The sequence below is a fragment of the Streptomyces sp. NPDC051940 genome, from assembly GCF_040680895.1.
Lineage (GTDB): Bacteria > Actinomycetota > Actinomycetes > Streptomycetales > Streptomycetaceae > Streptomyces.
Window position 1 is genome coordinate 64898 of the sequence record NZ_JBFAXR010000015.1, and the last position, 15765, is coordinate 80662.

Consider the following 15765-nt stretch of genomic DNA (forward strand, 5'->3'; position numbering starts at 1 on the left):
GCGCTCAGGCCGGCGCCGGTCCCGTCACCGCCGACACCAGGGCCAGCGGGGCCGCCGCCGCCCACGACTGAGGGCTGCACGCGTGCGGATACGGGACCGGGTCCGGGTGGTCCGGGCGGGCGTAGCCGGCGGTGAGTTCGGGGAGGCGGTACGCGGTGTGCTCCGCCAGGGAGGTGAGGGCCCGGGCCAGGGTGGCCGCCTCGTCCCGCAGGCCGTAGCGGGCCAGGCCGAGCGCGGCGATCGCGCTGTCGTGCGGCCAGACGCTGCCCCGGTGGTACGACAGCGGGTGGTACGCCGGCTGGCCCGTGGCCAGGGTGCGGATGCCCCAGCCGGAGAAGAAGTCCGACTTGAGCAGGCGGCGGCCCACCCGTACGCCCCGCTCCTCGTCCAGCAGCCCGCACCACAGCAGATGGCCCGCGTCCGACGCCAGGGCGTCCACCCGGGTGCCCGAGCCGTCCAGTGCCAGGGCCGGGAAGTCCTCGGCCGGCAGCCAGAAGTCGCGTACGAAACGCTCGCGCAGGTCCGCCGCCAGACCGTCGAGCCGGTCCGCGTACGTCCCGTCCTCCCACACCGTACGGGCCAGCGCGGCCACCGCCCGCAGCGCCGCGTACGCGTAACCCTGCGGCGCCGCCGCCGCGATCGCGCCGCGCGCCCGCTCGCCGGAGGCGAAGCAGACGGCGCCGGGGGAGTCCTTCCAGCTCTGGTTGGCGAGGCCGCCCTCGTCCGCGCGGTAGACCAGGTAGCCCCGGTCCTCGAGGCCTCCGTGCTCCAGCATCCACGTCACCGCCGAACGCGCGTGCCGCTCCAGCCGCCGGGCCGGCTTGTCGTCGTGCGTGGCGTCCGTGTACGCGCCCAGCAGCATCAGGAACAGCGGCGTGGAGTCCACCGAGCCGTAGTAGCGGCCGTACGGGACCTGCTCGAAGTGCGCCAGCTCCCCGTTGCGCACCTCGTGCACGATCTTCCCCGGCTGCGCCCCGCGCGTCCGGTCCGTCTCCGTGGCCTGCGTCGCCGCGAGCGCGGGGAGGGTGGCGGCGGCCAGCGACGGCCGGTACGGCAGGGCGAAGAGCGAGGTGATGAGGGCGTGGCGGGCCAGCAGTGAGAGGAACCACGGGACGCCCGCCGCCGGGATCCGTAGGGCCTCGCCCTCCGGCCCCTGCGCCGGGATCAGCAGCCGGGAGAGGTCCGCCAGCCCCTGCTCGCACGCCCGCCGCAGCTCCGGCCAGACCGCCTCGCCGGCTCTCAGCGGCACCTCGTCGTCCGGCGTCGGCAGCACCGTGTGGTCCGGTGCGTCGTACGGGCGGGCCTCGACGCGCAGCAGCAGCTCGGCCGTGCCGTGCGGGGGGAGTTCGAGCAGCCAGACCAGGCGGCGGGCGCCGCTGCCCGTCTCCTCGACCGCGTCCGGCGCCGGCGAGGCCGTGATCACCGTGGCGGAGCGCCACTCGCGGCGCCGGTAGCCGAACTCCACGCCGTCGGGATGGACCTCGCGGGTGCGCACCGCGTGCGCCTTCTCGTACCAGCGGTGGTCCGAGCGCAGCTCGAACAGGTCGGTGAAGTCCGCGTCCACGGTGAGCGCGAGGCGGACCGTCTCCTGCTCGGCGCGGTTGCCCACGACCCGGATCCGGTCCTCCAGCACACCGTCCGCCCGCACCTGCTGCTCGCGCGCGACCGTGTGCGGCGGCGGCTCCGACCGGCCCACGTGGGGCACCAGCACGCCGGGCGCCAGCACGTCGGGGGTGGCCCCGTCGACGGTCAGCTGCCAGCGGCTCAGATGGCGGGCGTCGCGTACGAACAGCCCTTCCGGGAGCGCGCCGCGCGCCCCGGTGATGTCGCCTGCCGGGTTCAGTACGGCGAAGGTCTCGCCGTGGAAGAGCAGGCTGTGGTCGGTTCCGGGCATCACAGACCCCCCTCGGGTTCGTCGTCGGCGAGCAGATCCAGGGCCAGGGCGGCCGTCCAGCTGAAGTCGCGGGCGCCGTGCGGGCGTCCGGTGCGCGGGTCGACGTACTCGGCGAAGCCGGAGCCCGCCGCCGTACGCACCACGGCCGAGCGCAGGGCGTCGGCCGGGTCCACGAAGCCGTGCCGGCGCAGTCCGCGCTCCAGCAGCCAGTTCACGTTGAACCAGGCCGGGCCGCGCCAGTAGCGGTTCGGGTCGAAGGCCGTGCCCAGCAGGTCGTAGCTGGGCGCCAGCCCGCTGCCGCCGGCCAGGCCGAAGTGGCCGCCCTGCGCGGTGCGCAGCAGGGCCGCGGCGATCCCGGCGGGCAGTCCGGGCAGCACCAGCGGCAGCAGACCGGCCGCGCTGCGCTCGGGCACCAGCGCGTCGGCCCGTACGTCCCGGCACAGGAACTGGCCGGCCTCCCGCGACCACAGCCGGCGGACCAGCGCCGAGGTGAGCCGGGCGGCCTCGTCCAGATGCGGCGTCGGGTCCGTGCCCAGGGCCAGGGCGATCTCCGCCATCGCGTGCTCGGCGAGGGCCAGCAGCGTGCACAGGCCCGGGTCCTCCACGGCGAAGGCGGGGAACGGGACGCCGTCCGCGTACCCCGCGTCGCGGTAGTCGGCGGCGAGGCGGACGTAGCGGCCGTAGTCGAGGTCCGTCGGGCGGTCGGCGGCGGCGCCGGCGTCGAGGTCGGCGCGCCGGAAGGACGCGGGGTCGGCGGGGGCGACGCGGGCCAGCGGGGCGTCCCAGCAGGGGCTGTTGTCCATGCCCGGCTCCCAGGGGTGGACCACGGCCGGCAGCCCGTGGCCGCCCAGATCGCGGCGGCCGGTGAGATAGCGGTGCCAGGCCCGCAGCCGCGGGTAGGCGTGGGCGAGGAAGGAGCGCCGCCAGGACTCCCGGGGAGCGGCCCGGTGCACCAGCCAGACGGCGAGCGCGTGCACGGGCGGCTGCACGATGCCGGAGGTCTCGACGTGCCGCGGGGCGCCGGCGGCACGGCCGGCGGTGGACGAGCGCCAGAAGTCGGGGCCGGGGAAGTACGCGCCCTTCGGGACGGCCGGATTGAACACGATGTGCGGGACGCGGCCGTCGCCCCACTGGGCGCCGAGCAGCGTGCGCAGCTCCAGCTGGGCCCGTAACGGGGACAGGTGCCGCAGACCGATCGCGATGAACGCGGAGTCCCAGCTCCACTGGTGGGGATAGAGGGCGCGGGACGGGACGGTGGAGGCGCCGGTCCAGTTCGCGGCGAGCACGCGCTCGGCTTCCCGGGCGACGGCGTCGGCCTGGCGGCGCGGCCCGGGAGGTGCGGCCAGGCGTTCCATGGGCGCTCCGGAGGGCGTGAGACATCAAGGGGACATCGAGGAGTTACGTCCACTTAACAAGCAAAATTAGCGCGGTATTGCCGTCTGGGCAAGCAGAATAGTGGGGTAAGAGGACGGTGTGCGCGCCCAGTTGGGGGCGGATGCCGCCCGGTGCCGGGGCGGACCCTCGTTCGGGGGTACGTGCGTCCGTGGCCCGAATGGGGCACGCTGCGTACAGCCGTACGAGTGACCTCGGGGGTTCCAGGAAGGGGAGGGTGCGATGCCTGCGCTGACGGCGTACGACGTCAGGGCGCCGCGCGGTGCGACCGCGGGCGAACTGCTGCGGCTGATCCGCGCGGGCCGCACCTGCACACGCGGTGAACTGCAGCGCGTCACCGGGCTCTCTCGGAGCACCGTCGGCCAGCGCCTCGACCAGCTCTTCGCGGCGGGCTGGATCCGCGAGAGCGGCTCCGCCCCCTCGCCGAGCGTCGGCCGCCCCTCGGCCCGGCTGGAGTTCGACGGCGGCCACGCCCTGGTGCTGGCCGCGGACCTCGGCACCCGGCACGCCCGCGCCGCCGCGCTGGACCTGACCGGCCGCGTCCTCGCCGAGCGGACCGGCGGGCTGAGCGTCGACGCCGGGCCGGAGCCGGTGCTGGACCGGCTCGGCGGCTGGTTCGCGGAGCTGCTCGCCGAGACGGGGCGCGGGCCGGACGCGGTGTGCGGCGCGGGGCTGTCCGTGCCCGGGCCGGTCGACGTCGCCGCGGGGCGGCTCGTGCAGCCGCCGATCATGCCGGGCTGGGACGGCGTACCGGTGGGACCCGTACTGCGCGCGGCCCTCGCCCGGCGGCTGCCGTCGCTCCCGGTGCCGCTGCCCGTGTACGTCGACAACGACGCGAACCTGATGGCGTACGCCGAGCAGCGCGCCGGCCATCCGGACTGCTCCGCCTTCCTGCTGATCAAGGCGTCCACCGGCATCGGCGCGGGCGTCGTGGTCGACGGCGGCGTCTACCGGGGCATCGACGGCGGCGCCGGCGACATCGGCCACATCCGGCTGCACGACGTCCCCGACGCGCTGTGCAGCTGTGGCTCGTACGGCTGTCTGGCGGCCGTCGCGAGCGGTGGCGCGATCGCCCGTGCGCTCACCGCCTCCGGGGTCCCGGCGGCGTCCGGTTCCGACGTACGGCGGCTGCTGGCGGCCGGGCACCCGGAGGCGGTGCGGCTGGCCGCGGAGGCGGGGCGGCGCGTGGGGGAGGTGCTCGGCACGGTCGTGACGCTGCTCAATCCCGGGGTGTTGATGGTGGCCGGGGATCTGGCGTCGGTGCCGTTTGTTACCGGGGTGCGGGAGCTCTTGTATCAGCGGGCGATGCCTCGTACGACGGCGCATCTGGAGGTTGTGACCGCGGGGCTCGGGGAGCGGGCGGGGTTGCTGGGGGCGGGGGCGATGGTGGTGGAGGCGCTGTACGAGCCGGGGACGGCCGATGCGCGGTTGGCGGCCCTGGGGGTGTAGGGCCGCCGCGGTGTGGGGGGCGTGGTCCCGTTGCGCTGCGGGGGCTTCGCCCCCGGGCCCCCTTTGCGGGCTGCGCCCGCTTTCGCGCCTGGACGGCGCTCGGCCTCAAACGCCGGCCGGGCTGGTTCTGGGCCCCTCGCCCTGACGCCTGGCGGCGGGCGTTGTCGGCGCTGCGCGCCTCGGCCTCAGGCGCCGGCCGGGCTTCATGGTGCGTTGCGCGTCCGGCCTTCGGCCGCCCGTAGGCACCCCTAGTGCGCGACCGCATCGTGGGACGTATCGGTCGGGCGGTGCGTGATTCTCGCCACGTCTGATGTGGTAGTTGCTCAGATGAGCATTACCCGGGAGTAGTTACTTCTCGGAGGCGTGGCACTCAGTGCCACCCAAGTGTGTTCAAGACCTGAACGCAGCGCCACCCCGCGTAGCGGACGCGGCGCGTTGCGCGAGGAATGCCCCCGTGCCGGGTGAAGATCGGTGCAAGGCTCGAAGCCTCACCCTGGTACCGAGCCTGCCCCGTATATCCCAGGCGGCGTGCTCAGATGAGCCAATGATCGCTAAGTGGATGTACCCAGAGACCTTCGATCTGGGTATGTTCCTCGCCGTCAGGGCAGAGAGCAGTCCCACGAGGGAACGAGGAGACGATTACCGTGCCGGAACCGCAGCGGGAAGAACAGCTGAAGTTCGTCTACGACTTCCACGAGGGCAACAAGGACCTCAAGGACCTCCTGGGCGGCAAGGGTGCCAACCTCGCCGAGATGACGAACCTCGGCCTCCCCGTACCGCCCGGCTTCACCATCACCACCGAGGCGTGCAAGGAGTACCTGGCCACCGGTGACGAGCCGCCGGCCCTGCGGGACGAGGTGAGTGCGCACCTCGACGCGCTGGAGCGCCAGATGGGCAAGAAGCTCGGCCAGAAGGACGACCCCCTCCTCGTCTCCGTCCGTTCCGGCGCCAAGTTCTCGATGCCCGGCATGATGGACACCGTCCTCAACATCGGCCTCTCCGACGCCTCCGTGCAGGGCCTCGCCGACCAGGCCGGCGACGAGCGGTTCGCCTGGGACTCGTACCGCCGTCTCATCCAGATGTTCGGCAAGACCGTCCTCGGCGTCGACGGCGAGCTGTTCGAGGACGCGCTGGAGGAGGCCAAGCGGGCCAAGGGCGTCACCTCGGACATCGAGCTCGAGGCCAAGGACCTGAAGAAGCTGGTCAAGCTCTTCAAGAGCGTCGTCTCCCGGGAGACCGGCCGCGACTTCCCGCAGGACCCGCGCGAGCAGATGGACCTCGCGATCCACGCGGTCTTCGACTCGTGGAACGGCGACCGCGCCAAGCTCTACCGCCGCCAGGAGCGCATCCCGCACGACCTCGGCACGGCGGTCAACGTCTGCTCGATGGTCTTCGGCAACCTCGGCCCCGACTCCGGCACGGGCGTCGCCTTCACCCGCGACCCCGCCTCCGGCCACGCCGGCGTGTACGGCGACTACCTGCAGAACGCGCAGGGCGAGGACGTCGTCGCCGGTATCCGCAACACCGTGCCGCTCGCCCAGCTCGAGGAGCTGGACAAGAAGTCGTACGACGAGCTGATGCGGATCATGCAGACCCTCGAGACGCACTACAAGGACCTGTGCGACATCGAGTTCACCATCGAGCGCGGCAAGCTGTGGATGCTGCAGACCCGCGTCGGCAAGCGCACCGCGGCCGCCGCCTTCCGGATCGCCACGCAGCTCGTCGACCAGGGCCTGATCGACGAGGCCGAGGCGCTGCAGCGCGTCACCGGCCACCAGCTGGCGCAGCTGATGTTCCCCCGCTTCGACGCCAACGGCGGCGGCAAGTACGAGCAGCTCGCGCGCGGCATCGCCGCCTCCCCGGGCGCCGCGGTCGGCAAGGCGGTCTTCGACTCGTACACGGCCGTCAAGTGGTCGCGCTCCGGCGAGAAGGTCATCCTGATCCGCCGCGAGACCAACCCCGACGACCTCGACGGCATGATCGCCGCCGAGGGCATCCTGACCTCGCGCGGCGGTAAGACCTCGCACGCGGCCGTCGTCGCCCGCGGCATGGGCAAGACCTGTGTCTGCGGCGCGGAGGAGCTGGAGGTCGACACCAAGCGCCGGCAGCTGACCGCCCCCGGCGGCGTCGTCATCGACGAGGGCGACCTCATCTCCATCGACGGCTCCACCGGCAAGGTCTACCGCGGCGAGGTCCCCGTCGTACCGTCGCCGGTCGTCGAGTACTTCGAGGGCCGCATGCACGCGGGCGCGGAGGACTCCGACGAACTGGTCGTCGCCGTGCACCGGATGATGGCGTACGCGGACCGCATCCGCCGGCTGCGGGTGCGGGCCAACGCCGACAACGCCGAGGACGCCTCGCGGGCCCGCCGCTTCGGCGCGCAGGGCATCGGGCTGTGCCGTACCGAGCACATGTTCCTGGGCGAGCGGCGGCAGTACGTCGAGCGGCTGATCCTCGCCGAGTCGGACGAGGAGCGCGAGGCGGCCCTCGCCGAGCTGACGCCGCTGCAGAAGGGCGACTTCGTCCAGCTCTTCGAGGCGATGGACGGGCTGCCGGTGACGGTGCGGCTGCTGGACCCGCCGCTGCACGAGTTCCTGCCGGACATCACCGAGCTGTCGGTGCGCGTCGCCCTCGCCGAGTCCCGCAAGGACCACAACGAGAACGACCTGCGCCTGCTGCAGGCCGTGCACCGGCTGCACGAGCAGAACCCGATGCTGGGCCTGCGCGGCGTGCGTCTGGGCCTGGTCATCCCCGGCCTGTTCGCCATGCAGGTCAAGGCCATCGCGGAGGCGGCGGCGGACCGGTTCGACGCGAAGGGCGACCCGCGCGCGGAGATCATGATCCCGCTGGTGGGCACGGTGCAGGAGCTGGAGCTCGTACGGGACGAGGCGGAGCACGTCATCGCCGAGGTCGAGGCGCGCCGCGGGGTGGACCTCAGGCTGACGCTCGGCACGATGATCGAGCTGCCGCGCGCTGCCCTGACGGCCGGTCAGATCGCCGAGTCGGCGGACTTCTTCTCCTTCGGTACGAACGACCTCACGCAGACGGTGTGGGGCTTCTCCCGGGACGACGTGGAGGCTTCCTTCTTCACGGCGTACCTCGAGAAGGGGATCTTCGGCGTCAGCCCCTTCGAGACGATCGACCGGGACGGCGTCGGCTCGCTGGTGCGCGCCGCCTCGGAGGCGGGCCGGGCCACGCGCCCGGACCTGAAGCTCGGCGTGTGCGGTGAGCACGGCGGCGACCCGGAGTCGGTGCACTTCTTCCACGAGGTGGGCCTGGACTACGTCTCCTGCTCCCCGTTCCGCATCCCGGTGGCACGCCTGGAGGCGGCCCGCGCGGCGGCGTCCGGCAACGGCGGCGGCTCGGACCACCGCTGACCCTCCGGCCGCCGCCCGGACCCACCCTCACCCCCGGGCCGGCGGCCGGCATCCGGAAGGGGCGGCGCCCTGTGCGGGGGCGCCGCCCCTGTTCCGTGCCGTGAACGGGTGGTATGCGGACGTAAGTTGACGTCCGACGTGACCTTCGGGCCGCCGGGTGCGTTTGTCCCGGCATGACTAGCGAGATCAGCCGCCCGGACGTGTGGTCCCTCCTGGACCTCGAGTTCGGCCCGGAGCGCCCGCCGCTGCTGTCCGTACGCGAGGCCCAGGCCACGGTGATGCTGCTGGAGTGGGCGGCCTCCCGCTCCGGCGAGGCGATGGGCGACGCGGCGCAGACGCTCGCGACGCGGCTGTCGATGCGGCTCGCGGCGGAGGGGTAGGCAGCTCTGGGGGCCGCCGTCTACCGGCCTGACACCGTGTCCGCGACCCGCGCCAGGCGGGACGTGCGGCCCAGCGCCGCCTCGCGGGTGTCCGCGCGGCGGTAGAGGCCGTACATCAGCTGGACGCCCAGCCAGCGCAGCGGTTCGGGTTCCCAGCGGCGGACGCGGCGGCCCACCCAGGGGAGCGTGACCAGGTCCGTGTCCCGGTGGAGCACCAGATCGCGCAGGGTGCGGCCGGCGAGGTTGGCCGTGGCCACGCCGTGGCCCGTGTAACCGCCCGCGTGGCCCAGGCCCGTGGCGTGGTCGACGACGGCCGTGGAGCACCAGTCGCGGGGGACGCCCAGGACCCCGGACCAGGCGTGGGCGACACCCGCGCCGGACGCCGCCGGGAACATGTCGGTGAGCATCCGGTGCAGCAGGGACACCGTCCACTGCGGCGTGGCGCCCGAGGCGTCGACGCGGGAGCCGTAGCGGTACGGCTTGCCCCGGCCGCCGAACGCGATCCGGCCGTCCGCCGTCCGCTGGGCGTACATGTAGTAGTGCGCCATGTCGCCGAGGAGTTCGGCGCCCTGCCAGCCGATCTCCTTCCACGCCTCCGCGGGGAGCGGCTCCGTGACGATCATCGAGCTGTTCATCGGCAGCCAGTCGCGGTGCGTGCCGGGGAACGCCGCCGTGAAGCCCTCCGTGCAGCGCAGGACGTAGTCCGCCGTGACCGTGCCGTGCGGGGTGACGGCGCGGGCGCCCCGGTCGGCCGTCCTGGGGTGCAGGGCGGTCACCGGCGTCTGTTCGTACAGCTCCACGCCCAGCGCGCGCACCGCGTCCGCGAGCCCCCGCGCCAGCTTCGCCGGCTGGACGCGCGCGCAGTGCGGCGAGAAGCTCGCGCCGACCGCTCCATCGACGCGCATCCGCTCGCCGGGCTCGGTCAGCCGCAGGTCGTCCTGGCCCCAGCCCCACTCCCGGGACTCGTCCACCTCAGCCCGAAGGCGCAGCAGCTGGGCGGCGTTGCGGGCGACGTTCACGACTCCGTCGTGGGCCACGTCCGCCTCGATGCCGGCGGCCGCCGCCTCGCGCACGATCTCGTCGACCGACGCGTGCATCGCCTTCTGCAGCCGTACGGTCGCGTCCCTGCCGTGCGTACGGGCGTACGCGTGCCGGGAGCCGGCCAGCTCGCCGACGATCCAGCCGCCGTTGCGGCCGCTCGCCCCGAAGCCGGCGAACTCGCTCTCCAGGACGACGATCCGCAGGTCCTGCTGCGCCTTCTTCAGGTAGTACGCCGTCCACAGGCCGGTGTACCCGGCGCCGATCAGGCATACGTCGGCCTGGGCGTCGCCGGGGAGCGGGGCGCCGGGGGAGGGCAGGCCGATCTCGCGGAACCAGTGGGAAACGGAGCCGTTCGTCATGGTGGCTAATTCTGCTGTAATCGTCGAGGAAATGCACTAGGTGATCTGGAATCGGTCTCTGGACGGGTTCTGGGCTTCGGATTTCGTTGTACGGCGATGATCTCGACGGAGGTGCGCCGGGCGGCGCTGTCGGTGGCGCCGGATAGCGTGCGGGGCATGAACGACAACGGGGAGCAGACCGCCGTGGCCGACGCCCGACCGGCCGGTTCCGCCCGGGTGGACGCCGTGGGCGGGGGCAAGGCCGCCGTGACCGTGGAGGTCCGGCGGGACGTGCGGCAGGTGCTGGCGCGGGACGGCGAGCGGCTGGCGGTGTACGACCTGGACGCGGCCTTCGCCGGTGACGCCTCGCCGCGGACGGTGATCCCCTTCCCGTGGCCGGGCTGGCGGTTCGGCGAGCATTCGGCCGACCCCGCGGGGCGGTTCGTGGCGCTGTCCGGGCAGCGGTCCGTGCGCGTGGTGGACGGGGACGGCGCGACGCGCTGGGAGTTCCGCCACCCCTGCTGGGACGCGCAGGTGGGGCACGACTGCGACCCCGGCGGTGTGTGCGGCGGTCACGAGTCCGGCTCGTGCCGGGTGTCCGACGACGGCCGCTTCGTCTGGGCCCATGTGCCCGCGCCGGCGGGGCTGCACGAGGGCGGCGCGTTCGAGGAGTGGGTCGTCCTCGACGCCGCCGACGGCACGCTCCTCGCCCGGACGCCGGTGCAGAGCGCGGCGCAGGGCTCCTCGCACCTGTCGCACCCGGACGGCCTACGGATGGGCCTCAGCATCGGCGAGGGGCAGGACGGCAGCCTGCTGTACTGGGCGCGCTGGGACGGCGAGCAGCTCACGGTCCGGGACCTGAACGACGGCGACCTGATCCTCCTCGACACCCACCCCGCCCACGACGGCTTCCTCACCCTGACCCACGACCAGGACGAGATCGCCCTCCACGACGCGCTCGGCGAGCGGCTCGCCACCGGGCCCGCGGAGAGCCTGCCGGCGGACGGGTGCGACATCGAGCCGTTCTGGGACTACTACGCCGGCTTCGTGGACGCGGAGACGGTCATCGCCTCCACCGTCGAGTACGACGAGAACCACGACGAGTACGAGGAGGAGCACGAGGAGCACGAGGAGCACGAGGACCACGGCGAGCACGGCCGGCCGCGGCACTGGCTGCTCGACGCCCGTACGCTCCGGCTCAGGGCCCGGGTGCGCTATCCGCGGCGGATATCCGACTCCGCCACCGCGCTCGGCGACGGGACCTGGCTGACGTACCAGGACGGCGTCTTCGAGCGGTGGCGGATCGCGGCGGGCGGCTGACCAAGTCGGCGTGACAGCCGCTATGTTGACGCCCGCAGGTACCCGCAAGCGCTTGTCCACGACAGGAGGCCACCCACCGTGGCGGACCACCACGACACCGGCCACCCCTCCGCGGAGGAGGCCGCGCCCGTCGCCCGTATCGACAGCACCGTCCCGCACAGCGCCCGGGTGTGGAACTGGCTCCTCGGCGGCAAGGACAACTACCCCGTCGACCGCGCGGCGGGCGAGGCGTACGTCGCCGCCTTCCCCGGCATCCTCGACATAGCCCGCCACGACCGGGCGTTCCTCGGCCGCGCGGTGCGCCATCTGGTCGGCGAGGAGGGCATACGCCAGCTCCTCGACATCGGCACGGGGCTGCCGACCATGGACAACACGCACGAGGTCGCCCAGCGCACGGCGCCCGAGTCGCGGATCGTCTACGTCGACAACGACCCGCTGGTGCTCACGCACGCGCACGCACTGCTCACCAGCACCCCCGAGGGGCACACGGACTACATCGAGGAGGACCTGCGCAATCCCGCGGAGATCCTGCGCAAGGCCTCCGCCACGCTGGACCTCGGCCGGCCCGTCGCCGTGATGCTGCTGGGCATAGCCCACTTCGTCCACGACCACGACGAGATCCGCTCGGTCCTGCGGACGCTGATGGAGGGGCTGCCGTCCGGCAGCTTCCTGGTGATGACGCACGCGACGATGGACCCCGAACTCCTCGGCGCGCAGGCCCAAGAGGCCCAGTCCAAGGCGCAGGAGGGCATACGGGAGCGCGGCGCGACGGGGCTGGCGTTCCGTACCAGGGAGCAGGTCACCGCGCTCTTCGAGGGGCTGGAGATCCTCGAACCGGGTGTGGTGTCGATGGCGCACTGGCGGATCGAGGAGACGTCGTTCGGCCTGCCGGAGCCGGTGGCGGGCTACGGCGTGGTGGGACGGAAGCCCTGACGGCGGGGCGCGGCGTGCGTGGTGGGGCGCTCGGTCGTCAGCCGTCGATCGCCGTGTAGCGCACGCCCGTCAGCCGCTCCGACTCCTCCCACAGGCGGCGCGACGCCGCGTCGTCCAGTGTCCAGCGCATCCGGAAGGACTGCGCCGGGGCGCCGCGCCAGCCCTGCCAGCGCGGGCCGATGAACGCGTCCGGATGGACGCCGGGCGCGGTGGCCGCGAACAGCGTGGGCAGCGCGCCTGCGTCCGCGGACTGGGCGAGGAGCCGGTTGCCGAGGTCGAAGATCCGCTCCGCCCCGCGCCGGCCCTCCATCTTGGCGCCCGCGGACTGGAGGTTGGTCGCCGCGTAGCCGGGGTGGGCCGCGGCGGCGATGACGGGGGACCCGGCCGCGGCGAGGCGGCGGGCGAGTTCGTGGATGAAGAGGAGGTTCGCGGTCTTGGAGCGGCCGTAGGCCAGCCAGCGGCGGTAGCGGTGCTCGCTGTTGAGGTCGTTCAGGTCGACCTGGCCCACGGCGTGCATGCCGCTGGAGACGCTGACGACCCGGGCGTCCGGGGCGGCGAGGATCCGGGGGAGCAGCAGGCCGGTCAGGGCGAAGTGGCCGAGGTGGTTGACGCCGAACTGCGTCTCGAAGCCGTCGGCGGTCTGCCCGTACGGCAGGGCCATCACGCCCGCGTTGTTGACCAGCAGGTCGACGCGCTCCGCGTCCAGGTCGTCGGCGAACGCCCGTACGGACTTCAGGTCCCCGAGGTCCAGCAGCCGCAGCTCCGCCTGCGCGCCCGGCACCTCGGCCAGCAGCAGGTCGCGGGCCTCGGTTCCGCGCGCCTCGCTGCGGCAGGCGAGCACGACCCGCGCCCCGTGGCGGGCCAGCTCGCGCGCGGTCGCGTAGCCGATGCCGCTGTTGGCGCCGGTGACGACCGCCGTGCGGCCGCTCTGGTCGGGGATGTCGCTCGCGTTCCAGCCCATGGCGCCCTCGCTCCTCGTCTCGCCCGGTTCGGGTACCCGCTGGCGGCAGGGTAAGGCCCGTCGGCGCCGGTTACGAGACAGACGCACCCACGGATACGGGCGGCGGCCTGCCGTAAGGCCCAGCTTACGGACCTGGTCCGGCGGTCCGGCGGCGCACTAGAGTCCGGCCGTCGCACCCCGCCGGGGTCCGGTCGTCCCGCCCCGCAGGAGTCCCGCCGGAGTCCCGCCGTTCCGCCCCGCGTCACGTTCTCCCCGTACCACCCCACACCACGGAGGAGCTCGTTCGTGAACTGGAAGCACCCCGGAGGCCGGCTCGCCGCGGCCCTCGCCTCCGCCGCCGTCGCCGTGTCGGGCCTCACCGCGGCGGCACCGCCGCAGGAGACCGCGCGGACCGTCTCGTACCACGGCTACCAGGTGCGGGTGCCCGCCGACTGGCGGGTGGTCGATCTGGAACGCCACCCCGACGCCTGCGTCCGCTTCGACCGGCCGGCCGTCTATCTCGGCCGCGCCGGCGACCGGCCCGACTGCCCGGCGGGCCTCGTCGGCCGGACCGAGGGGCTGCACATCGAGCCGTTCGCGGCCGACCGGGTCGCCCCGGGCACCGCCCGTTCCCGCACCGGCACGGGTGTGGCCTCCCGTGACGGCGAGATCCGGCTGGCGGCCGAGGAGGCCGGCGTGCTGGTCACCGCCGCCCACACGGACGCCACCGAAGCGCACATACGCCAGGTGCTGGGCACCGCCCGGATCGCGGAGGGGGCCAGGCCCGGCAAGCTCCCGCAGGCCGCACCCCGGGCCACCGCACTGGCCGCCGGCCCGCAGCCCGGGAACTTCACCGGCAAGGGCTTCGACGCCTGCACCGCGCCCTCGCAGGGGGCGATGGACGCCTGGCTCGCCAACTCCCCGTACCGTGCGGTCGGCGTCTACATCAGCGGCGGCTGGCGGGCCTGCGCCCAGCCCAACCTCACCGCCGGCTGGGTGAGCACCCAGACCGCGAAGGGCTGGCGTCTGATCCCGCTCGACGTCGGCATGCAGGCGCCGTGCACGGGCTTCTCCAGCCGTATGTCGTACGACCCCGCCACGGCCCGCTCGCAGGGCGCGAACGCCGCCAACGGCTCGGTGGCCGCGGCCCAGTCGCTGGGCATCGGGGCGGGCAGCGCGATCTACTCGGACATCGAGGGCTACTCCTCCACCGCGTCGTGCAAGGCCGCCGTGCTGTCGTACCTCTCCGGCTGGACCGACGCCCTGCACACCGCCGGCTATCTCTCGGGGGTCTACTCCAGCGCCTCCTCCGGTATCCGGGACGCCGCCGCGGAGTACGACAACCCCGCCTACACCCGGGTCGACCACATCAACTTCGCCTGGTGGAACGGCGCGGCGGACACCAACACCGGTTCCTACGTCCCGGCCGGGATGTGGGCGAACCACCAGCGCATCCACCAGTACGTCGGCGAGGTCACCGAGACGTACGGCGGTGTGTCGATCAACATCGACCGCGACTACCTCGACACGGGCACCGGCTCCCCGCAGCCGCCCGCCAAGTACTGGGTGGACACCTTCGCCGACGCCCCGGTCTTCGCCTCGCCCACCAGCACCACCCCGACCGGCACCCTCTACGCGGCCACGAACTACGTGTTCTGCAAGGCGTGGGGCCGGGAGATCCGCGACGGCGCCGGCAACTACAACCACTGGTGGCTGCGGACCGACCCGGACGTGGGCCCGGCCGGCCAGTACGTCTCCGCGTACTACCTGTCCCGCTGGGGCAACGACGAGGCCCGCGACAACAACGGCACCGTCATCCCCGACTGCTGACCGGCCCCTTCCCCCACCCACCCCAGGAGGTCTGATGCGTCATCTGCGCAACGCGCTGCTGGCGGTGACGGCGACCCTCGCCGCGCTGCTCGCCGGACTGGTCGCCGCACCCACCGCCCAGGCGGCGCCGAACTTCAAGGCCCCGTACCCCTGCGGCCAGACCTGGACCTACAGCCACCACTCCGCCGAGGTCCGCCTCGCGCTGGACTTCATCCGCTCCGACGGCGGCGCGACCGCCGGCACCCCCGTGCTGGCCTCCGCCTCCGGCACGGCGTACCGCTACTACGAGGCGGGCGGCGCCGGCAACTACGTGGTGATCGACCACGGCGGCGGCTGGAAGACGTACTACTTCCACCTGTCCTCGTACGCCATCAGCCACGGGCAGTACGTCTCCCAGGGCCAGACGATCGGCTACACCGGCTCGACCGGGAACAGCTCCGGCGCGCACATCCACTACGAGCAGCTCTACAACGGCGTCGGCCAGACCATCCAGATCAACGGCGGCTCGCTGGCCCCGTACCCCGGCTCGTACTACCAGAAGTACCTCACCAGCGACAACGGCTGCGGCGGGCCCGCCAAGTACTGGGTCGACACCTTCGCCAACGCCCCGGGCTACGCCTCGCCGACGTCCACCACGCAGACCGGCACGCTGTACGCGGGCACGAACTACGTGTTCTGCAAGGCGTGGGGCCGGGAGATCCGCGACGGCGCCGGCAACTACAACCACTGGTGGCTGCGGACCGACCTCGACGTGGGCCCGGCGGGGCAGTACGTCTCGGCGTACTACCTGTCCCGCTGGGGCAACGACGAGGCCCGCGACAACAACGGCACCGTCATCCCCGACTGCTGACCCCCGGTACGTGCCCGGCCG

Annotated in this window: 11 protein-coding genes; 7 read left to right on the top strand and 4 right to left on the bottom strand. The window is 73.4% G+C overall.

Translation table 11 applies throughout. From position 1 onward, the window contains the following. Window positions 1–4: 4 nt before the first annotated feature. Together AB0M28_RS09395 and AB0M28_RS09400 are read right to left on the bottom strand one after the other, a co-directional pair. Window positions 5–1894, bottom strand: a complete 1890-nt coding sequence (locus tag AB0M28_RS09395) for a glycogen debranching N-terminal domain-containing protein (protein WP_365400323.1) — start codon at window positions 1892–1894, stop codon at window positions 5–7. Beyond that, window positions 1894–3249, bottom strand: a complete 1356-nt coding sequence (locus AB0M28_RS09400) for a hypothetical protein (protein ID WP_365400326.1) — start codon at window positions 3247–3249, stop codon at window positions 1894–1896. Before AB0M28_RS09400 ends, AB0M28_RS09395 begins: the two co-directional genes overlap by 1 nt. Window positions 3250–3508: 259 nt before the next feature. Between AB0M28_RS09400 and AB0M28_RS09405 the strand changes: the two genes are divergently transcribed. From AB0M28_RS09405 to AB0M28_RS09415, 3 genes are all read left to right on the top strand, one after another. Further along, on the top strand, window positions 3509–4735 hold the full coding sequence (locus AB0M28_RS09405; protein ID WP_365400329.1) for an ROK family transcriptional regulator: 1227 nt from the start codon (window positions 3509–3511) through the stop codon (window positions 4733–4735). A gap of 671 nt (window positions 4736–5406) precedes the next feature. Next, on the top strand, window positions 5407–8112 hold the full coding sequence (ppdK, locus tag AB0M28_RS09410; protein ID WP_365400405.1) for a pyruvate, phosphate dikinase: 2706 nt from the start codon (window positions 5407–5409) through the stop codon (window positions 8110–8112). 173 nt (window positions 8113–8285) lie between these two features. Then, window positions 8286–8492, top strand: coding sequence for a hypothetical protein (locus tag AB0M28_RS09415; RefSeq protein ID WP_365400332.1), 207 nt, complete (start codon window positions 8286–8288; stop codon window positions 8490–8492). Between the two features lie 20 nt (window positions 8493–8512). Here AB0M28_RS09415 and AB0M28_RS09420 read toward each other — a convergent pair whose 3' ends face one another. Further along, the gene (locus AB0M28_RS09420) at window positions 8513–9892 is read right to left on the bottom strand and encodes an FAD-binding oxidoreductase (protein ID WP_365400335.1); all 1380 of its coding nucleotides are present in this window, start codon (window positions 9890–9892) and stop codon (window positions 8513–8515) included. A 156-nt stretch (window positions 9893–10048) separates the two neighbouring features. On the opposite strand from AB0M28_RS09420, the gene AB0M28_RS09425 reads away from it, so the two are divergent. Together AB0M28_RS09425 and AB0M28_RS09430 are read left to right on the top strand one after the other, a co-directional pair. Further along, window positions 10049–11191: a hypothetical protein gene (locus AB0M28_RS09425; protein ID WP_365400338.1), complete on the top strand. Its 1143-nt coding sequence runs from the start codon at window positions 10049–10051 to the stop codon at window positions 11189–11191. Between the two features lie 78 nt (window positions 11192–11269). Continuing rightward, on the top strand, window positions 11270–12124 hold the full coding sequence (locus AB0M28_RS09430; protein ID WP_365400341.1) for an SAM-dependent methyltransferase: 855 nt from the start codon (window positions 11270–11272) through the stop codon (window positions 12122–12124). A gap of 37 nt (window positions 12125–12161) precedes the next feature. On the opposite strand, the gene AB0M28_RS09435 is transcribed toward AB0M28_RS09430, so the two are convergent. Continuing rightward, on the bottom strand, window positions 12162–13085 hold the full coding sequence (locus AB0M28_RS09435; protein WP_365400343.1) for an oxidoreductase: 924 nt from the start codon (window positions 13083–13085) through the stop codon (window positions 12162–12164). Between the two features lie 285 nt (window positions 13086–13370). Between AB0M28_RS09435 and AB0M28_RS09440 the strand changes: the two genes are divergently transcribed. Together AB0M28_RS09440 and AB0M28_RS09445 are read left to right on the top strand one after the other, a co-directional pair. Further along, the gene (locus AB0M28_RS09440) at window positions 13371–14894 is read left to right on the top strand and encodes a DUF1906 domain-containing protein (RefSeq protein ID WP_365400346.1); all 1524 of its coding nucleotides are present in this window, start codon (window positions 13371–13373) and stop codon (window positions 14892–14894) included. Between the two features lie 34 nt (window positions 14895–14928). After that, on the top strand, window positions 14929–15744 hold the full coding sequence (locus AB0M28_RS09445) for a M23 family metallopeptidase (RefSeq protein WP_365400349.1): 816 nt from the start codon (window positions 14929–14931) through the stop codon (window positions 15742–15744). Window positions 15745–15765: the final 21 nt, after the last annotated feature.